The sequence below is a fragment of the Dyella sp. BiH032 genome (genome assembly GCF_031954525.1).
GTDB lineage: Bacteria > Pseudomonadota > Gammaproteobacteria > Xanthomonadales > Rhodanobacteraceae > Dyella_D.
Genome location: NZ_CP134867.1, coordinates 3,727,698 through 3,752,338 on the forward strand (window position 1 = coordinate 3,727,698; position 24,641 = coordinate 3,752,338).

At 65.5% G+C, this 24,641-nt stretch carries 22 protein-coding genes; 14 read left to right on the forward strand and 8 right to left on the reverse strand.

Going from position 1 to position 24,641, the window contains the following annotated elements; translation table 11 throughout:
- The first annotated feature begins 11 nt into the window (after window positions 1-11).
- The 6 genes from RKE25_RS16415 (at window position 12) to RKE25_RS16440 (ending at window position 4,660) form a co-directional block, all read left to right on the forward strand.
- Window positions 12-734 (forward strand): methyltransferase domain-containing protein, encoded by a 723-nt coding sequence (locus RKE25_RS16415; protein ID WP_311839169.1) that lies wholly within the window; start codon window positions 12-14, stop codon window positions 732-734.
- Window positions 731-1,909, forward strand: coding sequence for a beta-ketoacyl-ACP synthase (locus RKE25_RS16420; RefSeq protein WP_311839170.1), 1,179 nt, complete (start codon window positions 731-733; stop codon window positions 1,907-1,909). The genes RKE25_RS16415 and RKE25_RS16420 overlap by 4 nt, the downstream gene beginning before the upstream one ends.
- A complete protein-coding gene (locus RKE25_RS16425; RefSeq protein WP_311839171.1) occupies window positions 1,906-2,370 on the forward strand; it encodes a hotdog family protein in 465 nt (154 codons plus the stop codon). The genes RKE25_RS16420 and RKE25_RS16425 overlap by 4 nt, the downstream gene beginning before the upstream one ends.
- Window positions 2,367-3,095 (forward strand): 3-oxoacyl-ACP reductase FabG, encoded by a 729-nt coding sequence (fabG, locus tag RKE25_RS16430; RefSeq protein ID WP_311839172.1) that lies wholly within the window; start codon window positions 2,367-2,369, stop codon window positions 3,093-3,095. The genes RKE25_RS16425 and fabG overlap by 4 nt, the downstream gene beginning before the upstream one ends.
- 98 nt (window positions 3,096-3,193) lie before the next feature.
- Entirely contained in the window at window positions 3,194-3,634 is a 441-nt protein-coding gene (locus RKE25_RS16435) for an excinuclease (protein ID WP_311839173.1), read from the forward strand.
- A 135-nt stretch (window positions 3,635-3,769) separates the two neighbouring features.
- Window positions 3,770-4,660 carry an aldo/keto reductase gene (locus RKE25_RS16440; protein WP_311839174.1) on the forward strand — a complete coding sequence of 297 codons (891 nt, stop codon included), beginning with the start codon at window positions 3,770-3,772 and terminating at the stop codon, window positions 4,658-4,660.
- A gap of 25 nt (window positions 4,661-4,685) precedes the next feature.
- Here the strand turns inward: RKE25_RS16440 and RKE25_RS16445 are convergent, their stop codons facing one another.
- Window positions 4,686-5,132, reverse strand: coding sequence for a hypothetical protein (locus RKE25_RS16445; RefSeq protein ID WP_311839175.1), 447 nt, complete (start codon window positions 5,130-5,132; stop codon window positions 4,686-4,688).
- 290 nt (window positions 5,133-5,422) lie between these two features.
- Here RKE25_RS16445 and RKE25_RS16450 point away from each other — a divergent pair, with 290 nt between their 5' ends.
- Window positions 5,423-6,580, forward strand: coding sequence for an isovaleryl-CoA dehydrogenase (locus RKE25_RS16450; RefSeq protein ID WP_311839176.1), 1,158 nt, complete (start codon window positions 5,423-5,425; stop codon window positions 6,578-6,580).
- Between the two features lie 328 nt (window positions 6,581-6,908).
- Here the strand turns inward: RKE25_RS16450 and RKE25_RS16455 are convergent, their stop codons facing one another.
- The 6 genes from RKE25_RS16455 to RKE25_RS16480 form a co-directional block, all read right to left on the reverse strand.
- The gene (locus RKE25_RS16455; protein ID WP_311839177.1) at window positions 6,909-7,565 is read right to left on the reverse strand and encodes a DUF1120 domain-containing protein; all 657 of its coding nucleotides are present in this window, start codon (window positions 7,563-7,565) and stop codon (window positions 6,909-6,911) included.
- Window positions 7,566-7,575: 10 nt separating this feature from the next.
- Window positions 7,576-8,241 (reverse strand): hypothetical protein, encoded by a 666-nt coding sequence (locus tag RKE25_RS16460; protein ID WP_311839178.1) that lies wholly within the window; start codon window positions 8,239-8,241, stop codon window positions 7,576-7,578.
- Between the two features lie 32 nt (window positions 8,242-8,273).
- The gene (locus RKE25_RS16465) at window positions 8,274-8,972 is read right to left on the reverse strand and encodes a DUF1120 domain-containing protein (protein ID WP_311839179.1); all 699 of its coding nucleotides are present in this window, start codon (window positions 8,970-8,972) and stop codon (window positions 8,274-8,276) included.
- Window positions 8,973-9,001: 29 nt separating this feature from the next.
- On the reverse strand, window positions 9,002-9,688 hold the full coding sequence (locus RKE25_RS16470; RefSeq protein ID WP_311839180.1) for a hypothetical protein: 687 nt from the start codon (window positions 9,686-9,688) through the stop codon (window positions 9,002-9,004).
- Between the two features lie 150 nt (window positions 9,689-9,838).
- A complete protein-coding gene (locus RKE25_RS16475; protein ID WP_311839181.1) occupies window positions 9,839-12,259 on the reverse strand; it encodes a fimbria/pilus outer membrane usher protein in 2,421 nt (806 codons plus the stop codon).
- 87 nt (window positions 12,260-12,346) lie between these two features.
- Window positions 12,347-13,066 (reverse strand): fimbria/pilus chaperone family protein, encoded by a 720-nt coding sequence (locus RKE25_RS16480; protein ID WP_311839182.1) that lies wholly within the window; start codon window positions 13,064-13,066, stop codon window positions 12,347-12,349.
- Window positions 13,067-13,925: 859 nt separating this feature from the next.
- Between RKE25_RS16480 and RKE25_RS16485 the strand changes: the two genes are divergently transcribed.
- A complete protein-coding gene (locus tag RKE25_RS16485; protein ID WP_311839183.1) occupies window positions 13,926-14,312 on the forward strand; it encodes a hypothetical protein in 387 nt (128 codons plus the stop codon).
- A gap of 235 nt (window positions 14,313-14,547) precedes the next feature.
- Window positions 14,548-14,832 (forward strand): hypothetical protein, encoded by a 285-nt coding sequence (locus RKE25_RS16490; RefSeq protein WP_311839184.1) that lies wholly within the window; start codon window positions 14,548-14,550, stop codon window positions 14,830-14,832.
- A gap of 64 nt (window positions 14,833-14,896) precedes the next feature.
- Here RKE25_RS16490 and RKE25_RS16495 read toward each other — a convergent pair whose 3' ends face one another.
- Window positions 14,897-17,698: a S8 family serine peptidase gene (locus RKE25_RS16495; protein WP_311839185.1), complete on the reverse strand. Its 2,802-nt coding sequence runs from the start codon at window positions 17,696-17,698 to the stop codon at window positions 14,897-14,899.
- 274 nt (window positions 17,699-17,972) lie between these two features.
- Here RKE25_RS16495 and RKE25_RS16500 point away from each other — a divergent pair, with 274 nt between their 5' ends.
- The 5 genes from RKE25_RS16500 (at window position 17,973) to RKE25_RS16520 (ending at window position 24,640) form a co-directional block, all read left to right on the forward strand.
- Window positions 17,973-19,157: an acetyl-CoA C-acyltransferase gene (locus RKE25_RS16500; RefSeq protein ID WP_311839186.1), complete on the forward strand. Its 1,185-nt coding sequence runs from the start codon at window positions 17,973-17,975 to the stop codon at window positions 19,155-19,157.
- A 145-nt stretch (window positions 19,158-19,302) separates the two neighbouring features.
- Window positions 19,303-19,668, forward strand: a complete 366-nt coding sequence (locus RKE25_RS16505; protein WP_311839187.1) for a hypothetical protein — start codon at window positions 19,303-19,305, stop codon at window positions 19,666-19,668.
- 152 nt (window positions 19,669-19,820) lie between these two features.
- Window positions 19,821-21,428 carry a carboxyl transferase domain-containing protein gene (locus tag RKE25_RS16510; RefSeq protein ID WP_311839188.1) on the forward strand — a complete coding sequence of 536 codons (1,608 nt, stop codon included), beginning with the start codon at window positions 19,821-19,823 and terminating at the stop codon, window positions 21,426-21,428.
- Window positions 21,429-21,473: 45 nt separating this feature from the next.
- Complete coding sequence (locus RKE25_RS16515) at window positions 21,474-23,165, forward strand: molecular chaperone HscC (protein WP_311839189.1); 1,692 nt, start codon at window positions 21,474-21,476, stop codon at window positions 23,163-23,165.
- A complete protein-coding gene (locus RKE25_RS16520; RefSeq protein WP_311839190.1) occupies window positions 23,165-24,640 on the forward strand; it encodes a hypothetical protein in 1,476 nt (491 codons plus the stop codon). The genes RKE25_RS16515 and RKE25_RS16520 overlap by 1 nt, the downstream gene beginning before the upstream one ends.
- The last annotated feature ends 1 nt before the right edge of the window (window position 24,641 follow it).

The window sequence follows — 24,641 nt, forward strand, 5'->3', positions numbered from 1 at the left end:
ATGCACCGTCCTTGAAATACGCCAGCCCCACTTACGTCGAGGAAACCCGTCTCGGCTTCCAGTTCCTGCGCACGCACACTTGGCAGCATCATGTGTTGCGCGTGGCGATCAACGATCTCAAGCGCCTGATCGGCGAACCGCTGCCCACCGGCGGCGTGCTGCTGGACGCCGGTTGCGGCCAGGGCAAATCGTTCCGCCTGCTGCGCGATGCGTTCCAGCCGCAGCGGACGATCGGGCTCGATGCCGACCCGCACAGCCTGGAGCTGGCGCGTACCGAAGCGGAACGCGAAGGGATCGACGCGGAACTGATCGTGTCGGACTGCGCCCAGATGCGCGTGCCGGATGCCAGTGTCGACATCGTGTTCTGCCACCAGACCTTCCACCATCTGGTGGAGCAGGAGCGTGCGCTGGACGAGTTCTGGCGCGTGCTCAAGCCCGGCGGCCTGCTGTTGTTCGCCGAGTCGACCAAGGCCTACATCGATACCTGGGTGATCCGCTGGTTCTTCCGTCACCCGATGGAGGTGCAGAAGAGCGCGGACGAATACCTGGCCATGCTGCGCGGCCGCGGCTTCGTCTTCGAACCGCGGCATGTTTCCCTGCCCTATCTGTGGTGGAGCCGCTCCAAGGATTTCGGCCTGCTCGAACGCTGGGGCCTGCGCGCGCCGCCGCCGCCGGGACAGCGCGAAGAGACCCTGGTCAACGTGGCGGCGCGCAAGCCGGCCATGGCGGCATGAGCACCTGGCTCAACGAACTGGGCGTGGCCTGCGCGCTGGGCGTGGGCAAGGACGCCGTGGCCGAGGCGCTGTTCACCGGCGATCGCTCGCGCGTGCGTGCGACCAGCGGTTGGATTCCTTCGCGGGAGATACCGCTGGCCGCCGTGGATGGCGCCTTGCCGGCATTGCCGCCGACGCTCGCGGCCACGCGCGACAATCGCAACAATCGGTTGCTCTATGCGGCGGCGCTGGAGATCGAGGCGCCCATCCGCGCTGCCATCGCGCGCTATGGAAGCGCGCGCATCGGCGTCGTGATCGGCACGAGCACCACCGGTATCGACGAAGCCTGCCAGGGGATTGCGCGGTTCCGCAGCGATGGCGCGTGGCCGGACGACTACCGCTATGCGCACCAGGAACTGGGCGCATCCGCGGAGTTCCTGGCCGAATGGCTGGAACTAGGCGGCCCCTGCTTCGGCATCTCCACCGCCTGCACCTCCGGCGCGCGGGCCCTGCTGAGCGCGCGGCGCCTGCTGCGCATGGGCGTCTGCGATGCCGTGCTGTGCGGCGGCGCGGACACATTGGCAGGCCTGCCGATCAACGGTTTCTTCGCGCTGGAGGCGCTGGACGCGAACGGCTGCCGGCCGTTCGCGCGCACCCGCGGCGGCATCACCATCGGCGAGGCTGCCGCGCTGTTCCTGGTGACGCGCGAGCCAGGGTCCGTGGCCCTGCTGGGCGGCGGCGCCAGTTCCGATGCCTATCACATGTCGTCTCCGGACCCGCAGGGCCTGGGCGCGGTCGAGGCTATGCGGGCCGCGCTGGCGGATGCCGGCGTGGTGCCTGAGCAGATCGACTACGTCAACCTGCACGGCACCGGCACCGAGCACAACGACGCCATGGAAAGCCTGGCCATGACGACGCTGTTCCCGCATGGCGTACCCTGCTCGTCCACCAAGTCGCTCACCGGCCATACGCTGGGCGCGGCCGGCGCGCTGGAAGCCGCGTTCTGCTGGCTGGCCCTGCGCGACGGTCGCCTGCCGCCGCACGCCTGGGACGGGGATGCCGACCCGGCCTTGCCACCGTTGCGTTTCGCGGCCGTCGGCGATCGTCTGCCAACCGCAGGCCCGCGCCGATTGCTGAGCAGTTCCTTCGCCTTTGGCGGCAACAATGCGGCCTTGGTGCTGGGAGACGGTGCGTGACCGCGTGGCCGATCGCGGAGGTGCTGCCGCACGCCGGCGCGATGGTTCTGCTGGATCGAGTGGACGCATTGGAAGCCGAGCGCATCGTCTGCATGCGCCAGCTGCGCGAGGGCGATCCGTTCGTCGACGCCGAGGGCGGCCTGCCCGCCTGGGCGGGCATCGAACTGATGGCGCAGGCCATCGCGGCCTGGGCCGGCTGCCACGCGCGCGCTGCGGGCGAGCCGGTGCGGCTGGGCTTCCTGCTCGGCGCACGGCAGTATCGCTGCGATGCGGACGCGTTCCCGGCTGGTGCCGAACTGCGCATCGAAGCCTCGCGCGGCTTCCATGACGACGAGGGGATGGGCGTGTTCGCCTGCCGCATCGACGGTGGCGGCGTGTCGGCCGAGGCGCGGCTCACTGTCTTCAGCCCCCCCGACGCGGCTACCTTTGCCGCTTCGCTCGAACAAGGATTCTCCCCATGACCGACAGTGTCCTGGTCACCGGCTCCAGCCGCGGCATCGGCCGTGCCATCGCCCTGCGCCTGGCCGGCGCCGGCTATGACGTGGTGCTGCATTGCCGCTCGCGGCGCGAGGAAGCCGAAGCCGTGCAGGCGGACATCCAGGCCATCGGCCGGCAGGCGCGCGTGCTGCAGTTCGACATCGGCGACCGCACCGCCTGCGCCGCCGCGCTGGAGGCCGACGTCGCCGCGCATGGCGCGTACTACGGCGTGGTGTGCAACGCCGGCCTCACCCGCGACGGCGCCTTTCCCGCGCTGACCGGCGAGGATTGGGACCAGGTGCTGCGCACCAACCTGGACGGTTTCTACAACGTGCTGCATCCGTTGGTCATGCCGATGATCCGCCGCCGCGCACCGGGACGCATCGTGTGCATCACCTCGGTCTCGGGCCTGATCGGCAACCGCGGGCAGGTCAATTACAGCGCGTCCAAGGCCGGCGTGATCGGTGCGGCCAAGGCGCTTGCGGTGGAACTGGCCAAGCGCCGGATCACGGTGAATTGCGTGGCGCCCGGCCTGATCGATACGGACATGGTGGATGCCGACCTTCCGCTCGAAGAGATCCTGGCCATGATCCCGATGCAACGCATGGGCACGCCGGAGGAAGTCGCGGCAGCCGTGCAATACCTGATGAGCCCGGAAGCGGGCTACGTCACCCGGCAGGTGCTCGCCGTCAACGGCGGACTGTGCTGATCGCCGGGGCCGGTGTCCGGGAAGGGAATGCCACTCCTCGCTCCCGCAAATCGGCTGCTTTTCCACCGAACGTTTTCAACCCAAGGAGATCGACTCGCATGAAAGCTATTCGCCTTAGCCTCGCCCTGTTGCTGGCCGCGCTGCCCGTGGCGTCCTTCGCCGCCGACCGCGTGGTGCACCTGCCCTTCGCGTCCGTGGTCGCCGAAGCGGAGAAGAGCGGCAAGCTCGACGGCAGCGTGAAGTTCTACCTGGCCGGCAACACGCCTGCCGGGAAGGTGGAGGTGGTGAAGGAGAACGTGGACGTCAGCCGCAAGACCAACGGTTTCGGCAAGAAGGACCAGGAGTCCTGCGACTGGGTGCTGCAGTCGGTGCTGATCGGGCTGCAGGACGAAGCCAAGGCGGCCGGCGCGAATGCGGTGGTCGACATCATCAGCAATTACAACGGCGCCGAGTACAAGGATGGCGAGAAATACGAGTGCCGCGCCGGCTTCCTGATGTCGGGCGTGCAGCTGAAAGCCAAGCTGGCGAAGGTGCAGTAAGCACCCTCGCGCGATGGCCAACGTGCGCTCTACGGAGCGCACTTTTTTGCGCTCGCGTTTCGCTGTCGACGTAGCTCGGATGCATCGGCGACCTGCGACCGATAGCATGGGCATTCCGCTTCCGCCGGTATCGTCATGCACGCCTCCGCCACCTCACCGCAACCGCAGCTCTCCCCCATCGTCGCCGGCCTGTGGCGACTCGGCGACTGGAAACTGGACGTAGCCCAGCGCGTTCGCTGGATCGAACAGGCCCTGGAACTTGGCATCACCTCGTTCGACCATGCGGACATCTACGGCGATTACGGCGCGGAGCGGCTGTTCGGCGAAGCGCTGGCTTCCGCGCCCTCGCTGCGCGGCCGCATGCAGCTGGTCACCAAGTGCGGCATCCGCCTGTGTTCGCCGCGCCTGCCCTATCGCATCAACCACTACGACACCTCGACGGGTTACGTACGCGCGCAGGTGGAGCAGTCGCTGCGCAACCTGCATACGGATGGGCTGGATCTGGTGCTGATCCACCGGCCCGATTACCTGATGGACGCCGACGAGCTGGCCGAAACCTTCGCCGCGCTCACGCGCGAGGGCAAGGTGCGCCATTGGGGCGTGTCCAACCACAGCGTCAGCCAGTTCGAGCTGCTGCATGCGCGCCATCCGCTGTCGACCAACCAGCTGGAGCTTTCGCCGCTGCACATGACCGCGCTGGATGACGGCACGCTGGATCAGGCCCAGCGGCTCGGCCTGCGTCCCATGATCTGGTCGCCGCTGAGCGGCGGACGGCTGTTCACCGGCGAGGACGCACAGGCCGTGCGCGTGCGCGAGGTGATGAGCGCGATCGCCGCGCGCCTCGGCGTCACGCTGGCTACCCTCGCCTTCGCCTGGGTGCTGCGCCATCCGTCGCGGCCGTGTCCGATCACCGGCACCGGCCGCATCGAAGGCCTGCGCGAGGCCGTGGCCGCGCTGGACCTGCGGCTGGAAGCAGAGGACTGGTATGCGATCTGGACGGCCAGCAAGGGACATCCGGTCCCCTGACGGCAGGCACCGGCGCGGTGCGCCGTCAGGCCATGCCGCGCAGCGTATGGCCGTAGTGCACGGGAAACAGCCGCATGGCCTGTTCCAGTTGCGCGCGGAAACCTTCGAGCTGCCCGCGGCTCACCAGGAACAGCAAGCCGCGACCGGCATGCCAGGCCTCGTGCAAAGTCTGTGCGTCGCGCAGCGGATCGACCAGCACCACGGTGACGGCGGCCATGTCGTCGCACACCGGCTGTTGCAGGTGCAGGCCGACGCAATCGCTGACGCTGCACAGGTGCAATTCCGCATCTTCCCCGTCGAGGAACGCGGGCAGCTTGCCATGCCAGGCCTGCAGGTCCACGGCGGACAGCAAGGGGCCGCTCGCGCGCAACTCGCGCTGCTGCACCGTGCATTCGGCTTCGGTGACCAGCGCATTGCGGCGCCAGGCATCCCCGGTCGAGGGCGCGTGACGGCGCAGAATCGTCAGACGCATGGCGCCCAGTTCGATCGTCACCGGTAAAGCCCTGCCCGATCCCGCCCCGCGCCGGCGGGCCATCCACGCAACGAAACCTCCGAGCAGCGCCGGAAGCGCGTGCCACCCTCTTGCGTTCATAGTCCCTTAGGTGCCCCCACCCATTTTTGTGGCGCAACTGTGATCCACTTCACGGACATACGCAATCGGACGTTTTCTGACCCTGGCCGCCTTTGGTGCGCTGCGCCACGGGCCCGACGCGTACCTGCGCTAGGATTTTCTGCTCCCCGTCCCCCTTGCCGGAGCTCCTGATGCGCCCGTTTGCCCTCGGTGAAGAGATCGACCTGCTCCGCGAGAGCGTGCACGCCTTCGCCGAAAAGGAGATCGCTCCCCGCGCCACCCAGATCGACCATGACAACGTCTTCCCGAGCGATCTGTGGCGGAAGTTCGGCGACATGGGCCTGCTCGGCATGACAATCCCGGAAGCCTACGGCGGCACCGGCATGGGCTATCTGGCGCACATGGTGGCGATGGAAGAGATCTCCCGCGCCTCCGGCTCGATCGGTCTTTCCTATGGCGCGCATTCCAACCTGTGCGTGCAGAACCTGTTCCACAACGGCAACGAGGAACAGCGACGCAAGTACATACCCAAACTTTGTTCGGGTGAATTCGTCGGCGCGCTGGCGATGAGCGAGCCCGGCGCGGGCTCCGACGTGGTCGGCTCGATGAGCTGCAAGGCCGAGCAGCGTGGCGACGTATGGGTGGCCAACGGCTCGAAGATGTGGATCACCAATGGCCCCGACGCCGACGTGTTGCTGGTCTACATGCGCACCGCCCCGCGCGCGGCGGGCAGCCGCTGCATGACGGCTTTCATCGTCGAGAAAGGCATGAAAGGCTTCAGCACGGCTCAGAAGCTGGACAAGCTCGGCATGCGCGGCTCCAACACCTGCGAGCTGGTGTTCGAGGATTGCGAGATTCCCGCCGCCAACATCGTCGGCGAAGTCAACGAAGGCGTGCGCGTGCTGATGAGCGGCCTGGACACCGAGCGCCTGGTGCTTTCCGGCGGCCCGCTCGGCCTGATGCAGGCGGCGATGGACCTGGTGTTGCCGTATGTGCGCGAGCGCAAGCAGTTCAATGCGCCGATCGGTACCTTCGGCATGATGCAGGCCAAGGTGGCGGACATGTATACCGCCCTGCAATCGTCGCGCGGTTTCGCCTACATGGTGGCGCGCGAGTTCGACAACGGCAGCAAGTCGCGCATCGATCCGGCGGCGTGCCTGCTCAATGCTTCACAGAATGCAGTGAAGGTGGCGCTGGAGGCGATCCAGGCGCTGGGCGGCAACGGGTATATCAATGAGTTTCCGGCGGGACGGTTGCTGCGCGATGCGAAGCTCTATGAGATCGGGGCGGGGACGAACGAGATTCGGCGGATGTTGATTGGGCGGGAGTTGTTTCACGGGAAGTCGTGAAACCGCCCATCAGAACGAGAAAGAGCCCGGCATGGCGTCCGGGCTTTTTTTTTGAGCAGAGATCAGCGCGAATGCGCACGCCGGTGGCGAATGCCTCCCTATGAAGTTGAAGACTTTGCGCTCGGCGGAGGGGCATCGGCGGACTACGGCGCTCCAGATTCAGTTCGCTGATGCGATACCAGAAACCGACGCTTCCGCCCCTTGCAGGAAAAAAGCCCGGGACTGAGCCCGGGCTTTCTGTTGGTGCGTCGCCGCCAGGTGCCACGCTGCTGGCAGGACGCGGTTGAGGGAGAGGCTGCGCGACAAGGCCGCGCAGGTCAGGCATCCATCAGAGACCGAACGCGAAATTCAGCGTCATGGAGCCGTTCAACTCGGTGGTTTCGGTGATAGGACCGTTCATGGTGCTCGTGCCACCCAGGTAAGGGGATACCCGCAATACGGCGCTAAACTTCCTTCCGGCCTTCATGGTATTCGCGGCGCTGGACCAGCCATGCCGATAGCCGTTGCGGTAATGGACGATATCGACGAATGCTTCGTTGATGAATGTCGTCCCAGTCGTGCTAAACAGCCCGGAATCCGCGTCGTCTACTTTGCCGCCCAACATGCGCACGACGTAGTAGCCGAGCTTGCCCGTCTCGTTCACCTTATCCAGACCGAAGTTGGAGTTGTGCACCACGCTCGCGGTGCCATCGACATTGTCGACCGCGCCAAGAGTCATGAACGTGGTAGCGTCGCATTCGATCGTCCACTCCTTCTCCTGCGGCACGAGCGCCGTGTGCGTGGTACCCGGCTTGATCATAGTCGGCGAGATCTTGCCGAATTGGTAAACGCCGTCATCCGGGGCGTTCACCGTGCACGACGGGGCCACAAGGCGCCCCTTGACGGTCAGGGAGGTCACCGGTGCCTCGGCCCAGGCCGCACCGGCGGCGATTGCCAGCGCAAATGCCAGCAGCGCCTTCTTCTTGCTGTTGATATGCAGTTTCATAGCGAAGTCCTTAAAGACCGAATGCGAAATCGAGCGTCAGCGCGCCATCCAGCACGATGTTCTCGGTGATCGGGCCGCCCATGGTCTGGGTACCGTTGAGAGTCGGGGTGACTTTGAACTTGGCGCGGAACGTTTCCGCGGCGATCAGCTCATTGAGGTTGTCCTTCGACCACCCCATCGTCTTGCCGCGATCCAGCGACACGCTGAGCTGGCCGGAGAGGCCGGTGCCGGTAGTCGCGAACACGCGCGCCGGCGTATCGGTCCCGTTACCCGTGTCCACGGTGGCGCCGGACATCAGCACCTCGTAGTAGCCGATGTTCTTGTCACCGTTCACCTTGCCAAGGCCGAACTGCGTCGCCACCGCCGGACTGCTATTGCTAGCCTCATGGTCCGTCACCTTGTAGGTCAGGTAGGTCAGGCCATCGCACCGGATAGTCCAGGTCTTCTCGATCGCACGGTCAGTCAGCGTGTTGGTCGCCGTACCCGGCTTGATCAGGCTGCTTTCCAGGCTGCCGAACTGATACTCGCTGCTGCCATCATCCTGAGTCACTTCACAACCCGGCACTTCTAACGTACCCAGTACCTGGACGGTAGCCTGGGGGCCGGCCGCCAACGACGGGCCAGACGCAGCCAGCGCCATTACCGCTGCCGCAGCAGCGCCATAGATCTTATTCATCAAAAAACCTCAAAAAAATGGAAGGCCGTTCGTCACAGGCCGAAAGCGAATGTGAAGGTGGAAGAGCCACTCAGCGATACGTTCTCCGTAATGGCATCACCCATATCCGCCGAACCGGAGAGCTGCGGAGCAATATCCATCTTCATCGTGAAAACTCGCCCAGGTTTAGGGGCGCTGATGGTCGCGTCACTGGCACCCCAACCATGGATCTTTCCTTCCGTGTTATGCACGTAACGGTTGTATAGCGGGTAATAGCTAGTTCCGCCCCAATACCTCGTCCGCGTATCCAGCGTCGTATCGCTGTACTTGGTGCCGTGATAGGCAGCCTGCCCGTCTACCGTCTGCTCCGTGACCTCCATTGTGTAGAAGCCGAGCTTGCCCTCTCCTTCACGGACCCAGCCCAGACCGAAGACACGGTCGACCGCCTGACCTCGCGTATTGACCGAGTCCTTCGCGTTATCTGCCACGGTGTAGGTCAGATAGGTTTCGCTATCGCAGGTGATCGTCCAGTCCAGCGTGGACTTCTCCAACGGGTTGAAGGCGTAGCCCGGCTTAACCAGGGTGGTGGACAGCGGACCATAGTTCACTGCACCGCCACCTTGGCCGCCAGCAATATCGATCTGGCAGTTCGGGGCTTTGATAGTGCCTTTCACGACTATGTCCTGGACCGGGGCTTCGGCCCAGGCCGCCGTGCAGGCCATGCCCAGCAGCGTCACCGCCAGCTGGGCCATCGTTTGCCTACGCATCGTTGTGCTCCCGATCACAGGCCGAAGGCGAAGGTGAGGGTCATCGAACCATCGAGCCCCACGTCTTCGGTGATCGTGCCGTTCATGTGGTCCTTGCCGGTGCCGCCCAGCGTCGGCGTGACCTTGAAGTCCGCGATGAAGGTATCGGCTGCCGCCAGGTTGTTCGCAGCGGACTCGGACCAGCCCATCACGTTATTGCGATTGAGAAAGATCGAATCGGCGCGCGTGAAAGTCGTGTTGCCCTTGGGCACGGAGAACGTCCGTGCGCCTACCGGGTCACTGCCATCCGAAGAAATCTTCGCGTTCAGCATTTCGACTTCGTAGTAGCCGATCTTGCCTTCGCCATTGACTTTGCCCAGGCCGAAATAAGTGGCAGTGGAGGGGCTGAGCGACGACTCTTGCTGATGGTCTTCGATCTGATACGTCAGGTGGGTCCTGCCGGTGCAGTGGATGGTCCAGGTCTTCGTCAGCGGATTCAGCTTTGCGAGGGTGTGACCCGGCTGGATTTTGGACGGTTCAATGTCGCCGAAGTGATACTCGCTGGAGTTGGCACCATCCTCGCTCGCGATCGCGACGTCGCAGCCCGGCACCTCAATCGTGCCCGCGACTTTCAGTTCGGCCGACGGCGCCTCGGCGGCAACCTGTCCGGCCATCAACAGACCGAAAGCGGCAGCCAGGGCGGTGTATTGGATCTTCTTCATAAACGTTTTCCTCAGTTGCTCTAGTAATGGACAGCTGCCCCCGCGGACAGCCGAATGCGCGATGGATCGTGCGCAATCTCGAGACCTCGTTCGCGACACGTATGGTCGTAAACGAGGTTTGATGTAAGGGCGGTGCGGCGTTGCGAAGGCTCAAGAACAGGTCGCATCGGCTTCCTCATAAGGCGCGTCGGAATCGAAGCGCTCCGGCGCCTGGTAGCGCACTTCACAGCGAAAGCCACCCACCGACTCCAGGAACACCTTCTGACCGATCTGTTCGTTGGTCAGCACCACATTGCCGTCGCCGACGACCGTGCCCATAAACTGCCGTTCACCGTCGAACACGCCCGTACCGACGCGCGCGAAAGAGCCGCTGTCCAGCCGCACCCTGAGCATGAGCTGGCGGATCTGCGTGGCATTGATGACGTAGGAGGCGACGGTGCCGCGCGCCAGATTGAAGTCCACCGCCGTCGTGTCGAACCGGTAGTTGAGCGGCAGGCTCTTGCCATCGAGCTGGATGCGCGCGCGCTGATACGGATAGATGTTGGGCACCAGCGCCGTGCCCAGCGGCGACGTCTTCGCACTACCGCCATTGCCGCCCATACGGATGCCGCTGACGCCGGGAATCTTGATGACGGCGAAGGTGTCACCGATACGCCCGGAAGACATGGCCAGCATGCCCTCTTCCGTAAGCGCCAATCCGCCATTCATCGAACCATGGAAAGAACGGCTACCGCTGTTTGTCGTCGATGCGCCTACCGACCACTGCGCGAATGAAGTCCCGGACTGCGCCGACGCGCTCAAACGCCGGTCGCTGCGCGATCCGGAGGCATCCACCTGGACGCCGATATCGCGCCCCAGGCGACCCTGATAATTGGCGGCGCCCACCAGGTCGCCCGAGCCTTGGCGCTGCAATCGCGCACCAACGCTACCGGAGCCCAGCGGCATGCGAAGGTTGAGATACGCGGCGCCGCGGCCCTGGCCTGCCCATTGCAAGCTCAGGCTTGCACTCAGTCGGCCGAACCTGCGGGATGCGCTGATTGCATGGGTGGTGTGAATGCGCTGGCTGTCACGGTTGCGCGACAAGCTGTAATTGAATGCGCCCCAAGACAAGCTGCTCCAGGTGAGAGACGCGCTGAGGGATTGCTGAAACGGCGACTGGTACAGAGACTCCAGGTCCTCGTCGTAGACCGGGTGTACGAACGTATCTTCCAGCGTGGAGAAGCCTGAGGAGCGCGACTGCCAGGAAAGGCCCGCGGAGACGTGACCGCCGAGCGAGGCCGAGCCCTGCACCTGCCACTCATGGCCGACGCCTTTTTTCGTGGAGCGAGACAGCCGCGCGCTGCCGCCCAACCAAAGATTGTCGCTGCCGAATGACGCCTGGCCGTAGGTCGACTGATAGTTAGGGCTCAACAGCGCCGATGCAGACAGCCGGAGCTGTGATCCTGCGTTGAACGCATACCCGCCGTATGCCACCCAAGGCAGTTGACCGGCGATCTGCGAGCCCCATTCGCGCCGGTATTGGCCGATGCCTAAGCTATAAGTCGCCGGCAGGCCGACGACAGACTGACTCATGGGCGCCGGCAGGGATGAACGCGATACGCGGCCGTCCTCTTCCGTCACGATCACTTCGATGTCCGAGCCGTTGGACAGGCCACCGACGTCAGACAGGGAATAAGCCCCCGGCGCCACGACGGTCCGGTAGACCACCTGGCCACGCTGACGCACTTCGACGACGGCGTTTGTGTCGGCGATGCCCTGGATAGGGACCGTCAAAGTGCTGCCCTGCAGCTGAGCCGAATCGGAGAATACCTGCGCACCGAGCACGGGCATGCCACCGATGCCATCAGCGAAGGCATTGATCTGGCCTGTCTGCAACAGCGCGCGCATCGATTCGATGCTGCGCTGGGCATAAAGCGTGCCTGCGCGGAAACTGTCGCGCTGCTCGCTGTGCGCGTAAGTGCCGCTGCTGCGTACGATCCAGTTGGAAAAATTGAAGCCCGACTCGATGCGCCCCTGCAGATAGTTGCGCGTACCTGAAAGGCCCTGGAAACGCTGCGCGAAGACGTTGTAATTGAGAATGGCCGCGCTGCCGCCGCGCTGATGCGTGGCTTCGCGATGCTCCGGGTCGAATGCATTTTCCGGTACTGTCAGGTCTACCGTGGCGCGGCCCGGATGGAGCGCCACACGCATACCGGGATATAGCGCCCCCCTATCCAAGCAGCCGTCGTCAGCCTCGGGAGAGCGCAGACCGAGCTGCCCAAGCAGCGCCCGATCGAAGCAAAGCTCGCCATCGCTGTCGAAGCGCACTTGCATGGGCTTCGGCCGGCCGGCATTGACGCTCAACCTGACTTCCTGCAAGCCAGGGAGGAAACGCGCGCCGCGGGAGAAGAAGCGAGCCACATCCGCGGAGATTCCGCGCGACTCGAGCAATCGCGTGTCGAACAGCGCCTCAACCGGCTCGCCATCCGGGGCGGGCGTCTCCGCATGCAAGGCGCCACCGAACATGCACAACCCGGCCACGCCCAGGCTGCGGCGAATACAGGCGGCAAGTCGACGGCGAGGTGTCAGCATGTGCAACGGTCGTCCTGGGATAAAGAGGGCCCGTGGGCGACGTTCGAGCGCCGCCCATCTGAATGTGCGAAGAGAGGAAAAGGAGGCTTACTGAGAAACGGTCAACACGGCCGGCGCCTGCACGAAGCCGTAGCGGCTCATCGGCGTGATCTGCACCTCCGTGCCCACCGCCTGACCTTGCGGGTCAGCCATCACGCTATCGCCCGGCATGATGTAGGCGTTCGCCAGCGGAACCACCACGCCAGAGGGCTGCAAGGTGATCGCCGGGCCGAGGCGCACGACGTGCTTTCCGGTGTTGGCAATCTCGACCTTGCCGTCCTTCTTGCTGATGCGCAAATCTTCCCAGGGCTTGGGAACGACCGGCACGGACTTCGGCTGCACGATGAAACCGATCTGCTGGCGCAAAGGCATCTTCATGCCACTCTCGGCGCGCTGCGTGACACCTTCGAACGAAGCCTTGAGCATATGTTCGCGATTCGTGGTCACACCCTTCTTGAGAGAGAAATTGACGATCTGACTCTGGCCTGGGTCGATACGCGTCACTGCTGGCGTGATCAGGATGTTGCCGGCGAAATTGGCATCATCCAGGTCTTCCACTTTGGTCAGCAGCAGGATCGGCTCGTTGCCGGTATTGGTCACATTGAAGCTGCTGCGCCCTTCCTTCTCCTCGAGGATCACGGTGGTGCTCTGCAGCTTGAACGTCGACGCCATGGCCGGCGCAGCCACCATGGCCGTGCCCAACGCCAGGGCGAAAGTGGTTTTGCGGGCGCACGCGGCCAGCCGCGTCTTCATGCGAAGTGCGTTCATGGGTAGTCCTCGTTGGTAGCAAATTGGGCGCCTTGGCTGGCGCCTGGTCTGCTCGCGCCATGAAGGTCCGGCACGGGCTTCGACCGATGGGTACGCGTGGGTTTTTCGAATTCACTGACGGCTTGTAATGACCGGCACTTCAGGCCGTCATTGCCGGTCCATCAGTGGGTGACATTGTTGTCGTAGGAATACGATTTGTATCTGAGAGCATTCTTAAAGATAGGCTCGTGAAAACATCACCATCGCGGACTATCTATGGATGGGACATTCCCGCCCCACCCTCGCTCTACCTCGATACGAGGCAGAGCCGCGCGCGACGATAGTGTCTGCGCGCGTACCTACCCGGCGCGATCAGTATCCCTACGTGGAATCGCCGATGGCGCCGTAGGACAAGGTGGGAACGTCCGATATAGAAATGCTGGCGAATGATCAGAGGAGTGAAGCGTTCTGGCCGACCAGTCCGATCCACGAATGAAAGCGTACGCATGCGGATGGGAAGGAAGGAATGAGGATTTTCTGAGACAGGAACATATCCGCCTAACTATAGGAACATTCCCTGCGACTTGGCCGACCCTCGCTGAGTCTGCACGCGCGGCCAGCTTCGTAGTGCCGATGACGATAAGCACGCGGACGCGCAGGACGACACGTTTCCGACGCACGCTGCCGGCTATCCCTGACAGACAGCCATCGTTGCCGTGATTAGTGTGGCGGGGCCGCGCCGTTACGTTCTTGCGCCCCGCACATGCGTGTGCGCGCACGTCGCGCGCGGCCACGGCGTAGCCGCCATGCAAGCGCGGGCCGGCTGGGATCGCACCCCAACCGACCCGCTGACCACAACCAACTAGACATGGAGTTGATCATGGCTGACCAGGATCATAAGGCACCCGCTTACCTTTCCACCCCGTCGACGGAGCAGACACCGGCCCCACACCCTGCGCCTTCACACCCGACGAATCCACTGGGCCGACCTTTCTATCTGACCGATGACATCGAAGACGCCGAGCAACGCCTGCTCACTCGCCTGGCCGGCATCCAGCTCGCGCTGAACGTCCTGAACGACCTTCTCGCCAACAGCGAGGCTTTCCGCGATCAGCAGGCCTGCGGCCAGCATGCGCCACCGGGCGAATGGCCACTGCCGCCGACATGCGTGGAAGGCCTGTTCATGGCGGTGCATTTCCTTAGCGAGTACGGCCATTCGCTGAGCCTGCGTGCGATGGCCGACACGGAACAAGCCACCGCGTCGTAAGGCACGCGGCGCGCCGTCCCAGACGGCGCGCCGCCCTGCGAGGGCAGCACGCTTTCGAACACCTAGCCCCAGTGCCGGCATACCGGAATCGATTAGTCGACCGCACTAGACTCAAAAGCCTCGGTACGCACCGATCCGTCGCACCAGCGTCACGAAAGCGACACAGCGCAAGACGATTCTGAAAAACATGCGGACATTTCAACTAGAACCGTCTAGCGCCATCACAATGCGCGCCATGAAGAACGAAGGCATCCATCTCGATTCCCGCGTGCAGCAAGCACGGATGAGCATAGCCCGTCAGCTTTTCGCGCATCGGGTGGATCACCTGAAGGCGGCAAAAGCAGAGCCGACATCTGCTTGCGCCAATGCCAAGGCAGCGATGACCGACGCCGAGGCGAATGAAGGCGAGCGCACTCGCGCCGTCGATCACGTGGCCGAACTGCTGGCTGCCCGCCCCCGCTACGCGTCCCGCCGCGGCCACTACCTGCCTTACGGCTTACGCACGGACGGAGGCCGCTGATGCGGGATGAAAAAAGGCACCGGTGCGATGAGCGCCGGTGCCTTTTTCATTCAAATCCTGGCGATCACCATCGGTACTGATACGCAAGCGTCGCCATGTTCGATTGATCGTGCTGGCCGAAGTAATGGTCGTAGCCCAACTGCAACGCGCTGCGTGCATTGAAGCGCCAATCCATCTCCAGCCCCGCCAAGCCGGCATAGCGCGCCAGGCCAATGCCTCCCAGCGGCGCCCATTGATTGAGGCCGGTGAAACTTGCATCGAAAACATCGCCGCGCACGGCGAATGCTTGCTGCCACGAAAGGCGGGCCTTCAGATCCAGCGTACCGAGGGCCGGCACGAGCCAGCTGCGTGCCGCGCGCAGACCGGCGCCCGCCTGCCAGCGCTCGATGGCCTGTCCAGGTGCCTTCAGGCCGAAACCGTAACCGCCCAGTTCATTGAAGCCATCGCGCTGGATGCGCGTGTACTGCACATCTACATAGGGCGTGACGCGCACGCCGGCGGCATCGAGACGATAGCCACTCTCGCCGTAAGCCACGCCATAGCGGCCACGCGTGTCGCTGGCCACGGCGGTGGTCGCATCGCCGAGTTGCAGGCGACGGCGCATATTTTCTTGGTAATCGCCTACGCCCACGCGTCCCATCACGTACCAGGCGTCGCGCGCAACGCCCGCGTAGAAGCTTCCTTCCACCGCGTGGCTGCGCCCCTGATCAGCGCTTTCGGCAAGGCGCCCGAGCCCTTGCATGCGGGCCACCGAAAAGCCCGCGAAGCCGTTGGCACCGAGACGGCGGTCCTGGCCGACCATCCATCCGCTCAGATCCATGCTGACATCGCCGTACCCAGCTCGCGCCATCGAGCCCTGGTAACCGAGGTTCTGTGCCCAGCTGCCGGCGGACGGCGATTGGGCGAGCTGGTCGAAGCGATCCGACAGCGCACGCGTGCCCGCATCGATCGCCTGCAGGGTCATCGCCGCACTGGCCGCGTGCAACTGGCCGGACAGGCTTTCCAGCGAGCGCTGTGCCGCGGCCAGGTTCGGCGACTGCTGCAGTTGCGCCGCGCCGGCGATGAAACCGGAGCTGGCGATCTGTCCGCTCGCGCCCTGCTGCGCCAGCTGGGTGTTGATCTGCTGGAACGCGCCATCCACACGCTGTGCCGCCCCCATCGACGCGGCCGTGTAGCTCATCCCCTGCACCGCCGTGACCTGCACCTGCTGCACGTTGAGCCACGCACTGGTGGCGTCGTAGTTGAGCGATGCGATCAGGAAAACGTTGGACGCCGTGTTGACACCCGAGAAGGCGCCGCTGAGGCCGGCATTCGTCACCAGCACGTTGGTATGCGAGTTGGCCATGTAGCCCGAGCCTGCGCCGATCACGTAGAGATCGCCGCCCGCCAAGGTGGCGCTTCCGCTCACCCGCAGTACAGAGCCCAGCTCCAGTGCGAGCCGGCCCGCGCCGGTCTGCTGGTAATTGCCCGCGACGCTCACGTCGCCGCTGCGCACGGTCAGTACGCCAGCGTTGGCCACGTTGCCACCGACGGTGTGCGTATCGGTAAGCGTGCCTTGCGCGCCGATGGTCACGCCGGACGCCAGTGATTTCGCCGACAGCACGCCCCCCTGCACCTGGGTCAGGCCGGTGTAGGTCGAAGGCTGCGTCAGCGAAAGCGTGCCGCTGCCCTGCTTGATCAGTCCGCCGGCGCCGGAAATCGGGTTGTTCCAGCTCGACGTGCCCGTGAAGTTCACGGTGACATCGCCCCAGTCGAACTTCGCCGGGCCGTTCACGGCCTTGCCCACGTCCAACAGGCCATAGCCGAAGATCGTGTCCGGGCCGGGCGTGCCCAGGTCCGTGGCCGTGCCCAGCAGGGTCTGGCGGACCAGATCGTTGCTGAAATACGGATAAGCCTGCCACACCAGCGCAGCCGCGCCGGATACCTGCGGCGCCGCGAACGAGGTTCCTTCGACCTGCCAATACTTGTGCGTGGCGCTGCTCGCTGTGTCGTCCTTGTCGTCGACGATCAGATCCCCCGGCGCGGCCAGGCAATAACTCATGGCGACACCGCAGGCATTGGAATAGCTGTCCAGTTGGGTGGGATGGTTGCTGTCCACCGCCACCACGGTGAGCCAGCCGCGGGCAAGGTCCGGCGCGCGGGCCGGCAAGGCAGCCACGTCACTGGGGTTGGGCTTGGAATCATTGCCCGCCGCGAACACCACCAGGCCGCCCCAGCTGTTGACGAAGCGGTTGTAGGCGTCGTGGAAGCTCTGCGTAGTCGAGGTGGCCGCGGCGTCCCAATAGAGACCGCCCCAGGAGTTGTTCATCACCTTCACGCCGTTGCTGATCAGGTCGTCGCTGATCGCCCCCAGAGGGTCGGCGCTGGTGGCGCGGTTGCCCTGGCCAGAGCCATCATCCGTCGGCGCCTTGTCCGCGATGATGCGAGCCGAAACGATGTTCGCCCCGGGGGCGATGCCGCCGGGGTATTGCGCGAAGGACGTGCCCGCCGCGATTTCCGCCACCCACGTGCCATGGCCGACCACGTCGTCGATGCTGGTGTTGTTGACCGTGCGGTCCACATAGATGAGCTCGTTGGTCACTCGCCCGGCCAGCGTGGGGTGGTTGCGCATGACGCCCGTGTCGACCACCCCGATGGTCACGCCCTTGCCGGTGTAGCCCAGGCTGTGCGCGGCGTAGGTATCGGTCAGTGCCAGCTGCGCGTCTAGCGGCGGCTGGGTGGTCGGCTGGGACGGCGTGCTGGGCGTCGACGGCGTCGTCGGGCGCACGTTGCCGTTGCCCCCGCCCCCACCTCCGCAGGCGCTGAGGCCTAGCGCGACGAAGACGGCAAGACACGCCTCGCGGTGCCGCGGATAACCCTGGTACATGCGTTTTCCCCTCCAGCTGATCCATTGCCTGCCGGCGCGCGGATCGTCCGGCTGCCATCCCTCCCCGGGCGCCACCCGGAAGTGGTGCGCAGGAACGGCTCCCGGACGCATGGTGACATAAAGCTTGCATAACGAATTGCGAAGGAACGATGACGGAGGTCTCCGGCAAAGTCCTGTCGTGACGGACGTTTGCCGGCAGTGGTAGGCCGCTGCGATAATCCGCCGATCGCTTCCGGGCCCACCCAGCCCTTCCTGTCCTTTTGCGGAGATTCCCATGTCGGACGTCAGTGTTGTCATCGCGGGCGCCAAGCGCACCGCTATCGGCTCCTTCCTCGGCCAGTTCACCGGCGTGCCCACCCCCACCCTGGGCGCCACCGCCATCAAGGCCGCGCTGGAACAAGCCGGCGTCGCCCCGCAGGACGTCCAGGAAGTGCTGATGGGCTGCGTGCTGCCGGCGAACCTGGGCCAGGCCCCGGCTCGCCAGGCCGCGCTGCAGGCCGGACTGCCCACCGCGGTGGGCTGCACTACCGTCAATAAGGTGTGCGGCTCGGGCATGAAGACCATCATGCTGGGGCACGACCTGATCAAGGCCGGCTCGGCCGCCATCGTGGTGGCCGGCGGCATGGAGTCGATGACCAATGCGCCGCACATGGTCAACGCCCGCACCGGCATCCGCTACGGCGACGGCCAACTGGTCGACCACATGGCGTGGGACGGGCTGACCAACCCCTACGACGGCAAGGCCATGGGCGTGTTCGGCGAGCTGTGCGCGGACAAGTACCACTTCACCCGCGAGGAGCAGGACGCCTTCGCCATCGAGTCCGTCAAGCGCGCCCAGGCCGCCCAGCAGAACGGCGCCTTCGCCGGCGAGATCGTCCCGGTGACCGTGGCCGGCCGCAAGGGCGAGGTCAAGGTGGATACCGACGAACAGCCGAGTCGCTCGGACATTAATAAGGTGCCAACTCTGAAGCCCGCCTTCCGCAAGGAGAACGGCACCATCACCGCCGCCAGCTCGTCCAGCATCTCCGACGGCGCAGCCGCCGTGGTGCTGCTCTCGGCCGACGACGCCAAGGCCCGCGGCATCAAGCCGCTGGCCCGCATCGTGGCCCATGCCACCCAGTCGCAGGAACCGGAGTGGTTCACCACCGCCCCGATCGGCGCCCTCAAGAAGGTGCTGGAGAAGGCCGGCTGGAAGGTCGAGGACGTGGACCTGTTCGAGATCAACGAGGCCTTCGCCGTGGTGGCCATGGCCCCGATGCGCGAGCTGGGCATCCCGCACGAGAAGCTCAACGTCAATGGCGGCGCCTGCGCCCTGGGCCACCCCATCGGTGCCAGCGGCACCCGCCTGGTGGTGACCTTGCTCAATGCGCTGAAGACCCGCGGCCTCAAGCGCGGCATCGCCTCCCTGTGCATCGGCGGCGGCGAAGCCACCGCGATCGCGGTGGAATGCCTGGACTGATTCGGCCTCCCCGGCCGGTCGCCCCAGCCCCATGAAAGGGGGATAACCGGCGTTGGGCGTGTTAAATAAAGATGTGGCGCAAAATCCGCGAAAGCGCTATTAATACGCCCGCCAAACGGCATTCCACGGCAAAGGAGATTCAACAATGAAGTTCACGCGTACCCTACTCGCCTCCGCGCTCGTCGCGCTGCTGGCGGCTTGCAGCAACGGCGCGCAGGATTCCGCGCAGGACGCCCAGAAGTCGGCTGACCAGGCTCAGCAGTCGGCTGATCAGGCTCAGAAGGCTGCCGAGCAGGCTGCTCCGGCTGCCGCTCCGGCTTCCACCGCCGCCGCTCCGGCTGCTGCCCCGGCCTCGACCGCTGCTGCTCCGGCTGCCGCCGGCACCGCTCCGGCCGCCGCCATGGAGCAGGCTGCCGACGCCGCTTCCAAGGCCGCCGACGCCGCCAAGGACGCTGCCAGCTCCGCCAAGGACGCTGCGGACAAGGCGAAGGACGCCGCCAAGGGCCATTGATCCCTTCGCGATGCTTCAGGAAAACCGGCCGCGCAAGCGGCCGGTTTTTTTTCGCCCGAAGATAATGCGCCCGCGGAAATGCGGCGGTGCGTTTCGGCCCCGGCGCGGCGGCCGTTATCATCCGGCTTTTCCCTTCGAGCGCAGCCTTCCCCATGAGCGTCATCGCCTCGCAGATCGATCCCCGTTCGTCCGAGTTCCAGGCCGGCAGCGCCCACCTGCGCGGACTGGTGGACGATCTGCACCGGCAACTGGCGCGCACCGCCGAAGGCGGCGGCGACAAGGCCCGCGAAAAGCACACGGCGCGCGGCAAGCTGCTGCCGCGCGAACGCATTCGCGCCCTGCTCGATCCGGGTTCGCCGTTCCTCGAACTCTCCCCGCTCGCGGCGCACGGCATGTACGACGATGCCGCGCCGGCCGCCGGCATCATCACCGGCATCGGCCGCGTGCATGGCATCGAGGTGGTGGTGGTCGCCAACGATGCCACCGTCAAGGGCGGCACCTATTTCCCCATGACGGTGAAGAAGCATCTGCGCGCGCAGGAAGTGGCGCTGGAGAACCGCCTGCCCTGCGTCTACCTGGTCGATTCCGGCGGCGCGTTCCTGCCGCTGCAGGACGAGGTATTCCCCGACAAGGAGCACTTCGGCCGCATCTTCTACAACCAGGCGCGCATGTCCGGCCTGGGCATTCCGCAGATCGCCGTGGTGATGGGCTCCTGCACCGCCGGCGGCGCCTACGTGCCGGCGATGAGCGACGAGACCATCATCGTCCGCGAACAGGGCACCATCTTCCTCGGCGGCCCGCCGCTCGTGAAGGCAGCCACGGGCGAAGTGGTGGACGCCGAGGCGCTGGGCGGCGCGGATGTCCATACGTCTATTTCGGGCGTGGCCGATCACTTTGCCGAGAACGACGCCCACGCGCTATCGATCGCACGCGACATCGTCGCCAGCCTCAACCGGAAGAAGGACATGCCGCTGGCCCTGCGCCAGCCCTCCGAGCCCCGCTATGCGGCCGAAGAACTTTACGGCGTCATCCCGCAAGACACCCGTCGTCCTTTCGACATCCGCGAGGTGATCGCGCGCATCGTCGACGGTTCCGAGTTCCACGAATTCAAGGCGCGTTACGGCAAGACCCTGGTGTGCGGCTTCGCGCACATCCACGGCTACCCGGTGGGCATCGTCGCCAACAACGGCATTCTGTTCTCGGAAAGCGCGCTCAAAGGCGCGCATTTCATCGAGCTGTGCAACCAGCGCAACGTACCGCTGGTGTTCCTGCAGAACATCACCGGCTTCATGGTCGGCAAGAAATATGAAAACGCCGGCATCGCCAAGGACGGCGCCAAGATGGTCACCGCGGTGGCCTGCTCGCACGTGCCGAAGTTCACCGTGGTGATCGGCGGCAGTTTCGGCGCCGGCAACTACGCTATGTGCGGCCGCGCCTACGGTGCGCGCTTCCTGTGGATGTGGCCGAACGCGCGCATCAGCGTGATGGGCGGCGAACAGGCGGCCTCGGTGCTGGCCACCGTGCGCAGTGACGGCCTCGAAGCCTCCGGCAAGAGCTGGAGCGCGGAAGACGAGGAAGCCTTCAAGGCTCCCATCCGCGACCAGTACGAGCGCCAGGGCCACCCCTACTACGCCAGCGCGCGCCTGTGGGACGATGGCATCATCGATCCGGCGGATACCCGCCGCGTGCTCGGCCTGGCTATCTCCGCCTCGCTCAACGCGCCGATCGAGCCGCAGCGGTACGGCGTTTTCCGCATGTAGCCGAATCCGAAGAAAACACAGCGATTCCGAAAGGGGGAATCAAGGATGATGGTAGGTATCGACCTGGGCACGACGCATTCGCTCGTCGGTCAATACGGTGCGGACGGCCCCAGGCTGTTTCCCAACGCGCTGGGCGAGCTGCTGACGCCGTCCGTGGTGAGCGTGGACGACCAGGGCCACGTGATTGTGGGCCAGGCCGCGCGCGACCGCATGGTCAGCCATCCGAGCGACAGTGTCGCCGCGTTCAAGCGCTGGATGGGCACCCCGCGGGAAACGAAGCTGGGGTCGCGCGCGTTTCGTCCGGAAGAGCTGTCCGCGCTGATCCTGCGCTCGCTCATCGCTGACGCGGAAGCCGCCACCGGCGAGAAGGTCACCGAGGCGGTGATCAGCGTACCGGCCTATTTCTCGGATGCGCAGCGCAAGGCCACCCGCGCCGCGGGCGAACTGGCCGGCATCCGCGTCGAGCGGCTGATCAACGAACCCACCGCGGCCGCCCTCGCCTACGGGCTGCAGGAGCAACGCGACGGCTCGCGCTTCGCCATCTTCGATCTTGGCGGCGGCACCTTCGACGTGTCGATCCTCGAACTGTTCGACGGCGTCGTCGAGGTGCATGCGAGCGCGGGCGACAACTTCCTGGGCGGCGAAGATTTCCTCGACGTGCTCGTGGCCGCGTTCTGCGGCGACCAGGGTCTGGCGCCGGAAAAACTGCCTGCCGGCGAACTCGGCCAGCTGCGGCGGCGCCTCGAACAGCTCAAGCGCTCGCTCTCCGGCCCGGCGCAAGCGGCAGTCGAGATCACGCTCGACGGCCAGGCACGTTCCTGGAGCATCGACGAGGACCGCTTCGCCCGCTTGTGCGAGCCACTGATCCAGCGCATGCGCGCGCCGGTCGAACGGGCCATGCGCGATGCGCGCCTGCAACCGGCGCAGCTGAGCGAGATCGTGCTGGTCGGCGGCGCCAGTCGCATGCCCCTGGTGGCGCGGCTGGTGTCGCGCATGTTCGGCCGCCTGCCGCTGCGCCACGTCAATCCCGACCAGGCCATCGCCCTGGGCGCATGCATCGCAGCGGGTCTCAAGGCGCGCGACGAGCGCCTGGAGGAAGTGATCCTTACCGATGTATGCCCGTACACGCTGGGTACCGCGGTATCGCGCCGCGATGCCAACGGCCAGATCCTCGGCGGGCTGTTCTCGCCCATCATCCACCGCAACAGCACCGTGCCGGTCAGCCGCGAAGAAACCTATTACCCGCTGTACGACAACCAGAGCGTGTTGAACCTCGACGTGTACCAGGGCGAAAGCCCGATGGTCGAGCGCAACATCAAGCTGGGCGAAATGATGGTGCCGCTGCCGCCCAACCGTGCCGCCAGCGAGAACGGCGTGCGCCTGCGCTTTACCTACGACATCAACGGCGTGTTGCAGGCCGAAGCCACGGTGCTGGCCACTGGCGAAAGGCACGAGCTGATCCTGGAACAGAACCCAGGCCTGCTCAGCCCCGAGGAGATCCGCACGCGCCTCGCCGCCCTGCAGGATATCAAGATCCATCCGCGCGACAAGCAGGAGAACATCGCACTGCTGGCCCGCGCCGAACGCCTCTACGAAGAACACCTGCAGGCCCGCGATACAGTGCAGCAGTGGATCGCGCAGTTCCGGCAATCGCTGGAGACCCAGGACGAGCATCTCATCCGCGAACACCGCGGCCACTTCAGCACCGCCCTGGACCAATTGGAGCGCCAGCTCTGATGTGGGCCTTCGAACTGCTCGGCCTGTCTCCGGACGCCGACGAGCGCAGCATCAAGCGCGCGTACGCACAGCGCCTGCGGAGCGTGCGTCCCGACGAAGACCCCGCCGGCTTCCAGCGCCTGCGCGAGGCGTACGAACTGGCGCTTCGTCTCTGTAGTCACCGCGCCGAAGCGGTGCCGGCCCCGTCCGGGGAACACGAGACGGAGGCGCTCGCCGAGGCGTCGGCGCAAACCGAGCCCGTCGAGAACATGCCGGCCGTCGCCCTTGTCCCGACCCGGCGGCCGCGATCCGCGCCGGCCATGGCCCGGGAGACGGACCAGCTTCCCGTTACCGCGGTGGACCTGGAACGGCTGCTGGACGAGATGCTTGCGATGGCCGGACATGCCAACACCGAGGCCTTGCTGCAATGGCTGGGCACCCGGCATGAATTATGGTCGCTGCAAGCCAAGTCCGAGCTGGGCCAGCGCATGATGGCCCGCCTCCGGCAGCGCCCCGCCCCCATGCCGGGCGAGAGCTTCGATGCCCTGCTGCGGTTCTTCGATCTGGACCACGTGCAGGCGGGTTACGACCCCTTCGCGCTGCAGCGGCTGCGCCGCCGCATGCGGCTGCAATGGGAACTGCAGCCGGAGCACATCGAGGCGCTGGCACGGCGCGCGCACGATCCCGGCTGGCCGGGCCAGGCACCGAACGTCAAGATGACGCGCCGCATGCTGCGCCAGCTGTCGCGCCCATTCCGATGGGGACAGGCGCTGCGCGTGGCGATGCTGCCTGAGCGCCCGGGCGAGCTGGCACGTTTCGCGACGCGCCTGAGTGAGGACCATCTGGAGGAACTCCTCCCCTACATGCCTCCGGCGCAGTTACGGTTCTGGACGTTGGCGGGCGAACGCAGGTTGTCGCTGCCCCGCTCCGCGGTCCATGCCGTGCGCGTCGTGACCGGAACCGTCGCCGCCATCGCGATCATCGCCGTGCTGTTCGGCCTGATCGCACTGAGCGGTGGCAACGCGGACAAGGCGTGGGAGGTCTTTCCCACTATTTCGGCATGGATCGGCGGTGTCGGCGGCCTGGCGCTCGCCTACCTGGGCTGGCAATGGCTCGATGACTGGCAGCGTATGCCCGACTCGTCCGGCCAGCGCTGGCCGTGGCTGCGCTGGGCCTGCATCCCGCTGATCGCCGCGCTCGGCGTGGCGCTCAAGTACCTGGGCGCCCACGTGCTCGTAGGCGATGTGGTCGTGGTCCTCGCCATCGTGCTGGGGGTCCGCCGTTACCGCGAACGCAGCGGCGCCGGGCCGCTGCCGGTGCGCATGCATCCGATCGGCTGGATTGTCCTCATCAATGTGCTGCGTGCCCTGTTCACCAGCGAAGGAATATCCAACCTGCCGCTGGTGGAACTCGGCGCCTGCATTGCATTGGGCTTCTGGCTGGCCGACGCGTGGAAGGAGCGTGGGCGCCGCCGCCCGAGCCGGACTGCCGCCTGAA

Bases quoted from the DNA above. Each gene is read 5' to 3' on its own strand.
- fabG (WP_311839172.1), top strand. From the start codon at position 2,367: ATGACCGACAGTGTCCTGGTCACCGGCTCCAGCCGCGGCATCGGCCGT.
- RKE25_RS16465 (WP_311839179.1), bottom strand. From the start codon at position 8,972: ATGGCCCAGCTGGCGGTGACGCTGCTGGGCATGGCCTGCACGGCGGCC.
- RKE25_RS16420 (WP_311839170.1), top strand. From the start codon at position 731: ATGAGCACCTGGCTCAACGAACTGGGCGTGGCCTGCGCGCTGGGCGTG.
- RKE25_RS16460 (WP_311839178.1), bottom strand. From the start codon at position 8,241: ATGAATAAGATCTATGGCGCTGCTGCGGCAGCGGTAATGGCGCTGGCT.
- RKE25_RS16450 (WP_311839176.1), top strand. From the start codon at position 5,423: ATGCGCCCGTTTGCCCTCGGTGAAGAGATCGACCTGCTCCGCGAGAGC.
- RKE25_RS16445 (WP_311839175.1), bottom strand. From the start codon at position 5,132: ATGCGTCTGACGATTCTGCGCCGTCACGCGCCCTCGACCGGGGATGCC.
- RKE25_RS16455 (WP_311839177.1), bottom strand. From the start codon at position 7,565: ATGAAACTGCATATCAACAGCAAGAAGAAGGCGCTGCTGGCATTTGCG.
- RKE25_RS16515 (WP_311839189.1), top strand. From the start codon at position 21,474: ATGATGGTAGGTATCGACCTGGGCACGACGCATTCGCTCGTCGGTCAA.
- RKE25_RS16470 (WP_311839180.1), bottom strand. From the start codon at position 9,688: ATGAAGAAGATCCAATACACCGCCCTGGCTGCCGCTTTCGGTCTGTTG.
- RKE25_RS16490 (WP_311839184.1), top strand. From the start codon at position 14,548: ATGAAGAACGAAGGCATCCATCTCGATTCCCGCGTGCAGCAAGCACGG.
- RKE25_RS16495 (WP_311839185.1), bottom strand. From the start codon at position 17,698: ATGTACCAGGGTTATCCGCGGCACCGCGAGGCGTGTCTTGCCGTCTTC.
- RKE25_RS16435 (WP_311839173.1), top strand. From the start codon at position 3,194: ATGAAAGCTATTCGCCTTAGCCTCGCCCTGTTGCTGGCCGCGCTGCCC.
- RKE25_RS16505 (WP_311839187.1), top strand. From the start codon at position 19,303: ATGAAGTTCACGCGTACCCTACTCGCCTCCGCGCTCGTCGCGCTGCTG.
- RKE25_RS16475 (WP_311839181.1), bottom strand. From the start codon at position 12,259: ATGCTGACACCTCGCCGTCGACTTGCCGCCTGTATTCGCCGCAGCCTG.
- RKE25_RS16485 (WP_311839183.1), top strand. From the start codon at position 13,926: ATGGCTGACCAGGATCATAAGGCACCCGCTTACCTTTCCACCCCGTCG.
- RKE25_RS16520 (WP_311839190.1), top strand. From the start codon at position 23,165: ATGTGGGCCTTCGAACTGCTCGGCCTGTCTCCGGACGCCGACGAGCGC.
- RKE25_RS16500 (WP_311839186.1), top strand. From the start codon at position 17,973: ATGTCGGACGTCAGTGTTGTCATCGCGGGCGCCAAGCGCACCGCTATC.
- RKE25_RS16440 (WP_311839174.1), top strand. From the start codon at position 3,770: ATGCACGCCTCCGCCACCTCACCGCAACCGCAGCTCTCCCCCATCGTC.
- RKE25_RS16480 (WP_311839182.1), bottom strand. From the start codon at position 13,066: ATGAACGCACTTCGCATGAAGACGCGGCTGGCCGCGTGCGCCCGCAAA.
- RKE25_RS16510 (WP_311839188.1), top strand. From the start codon at position 19,821: ATGAGCGTCATCGCCTCGCAGATCGATCCCCGTTCGTCCGAGTTCCAG.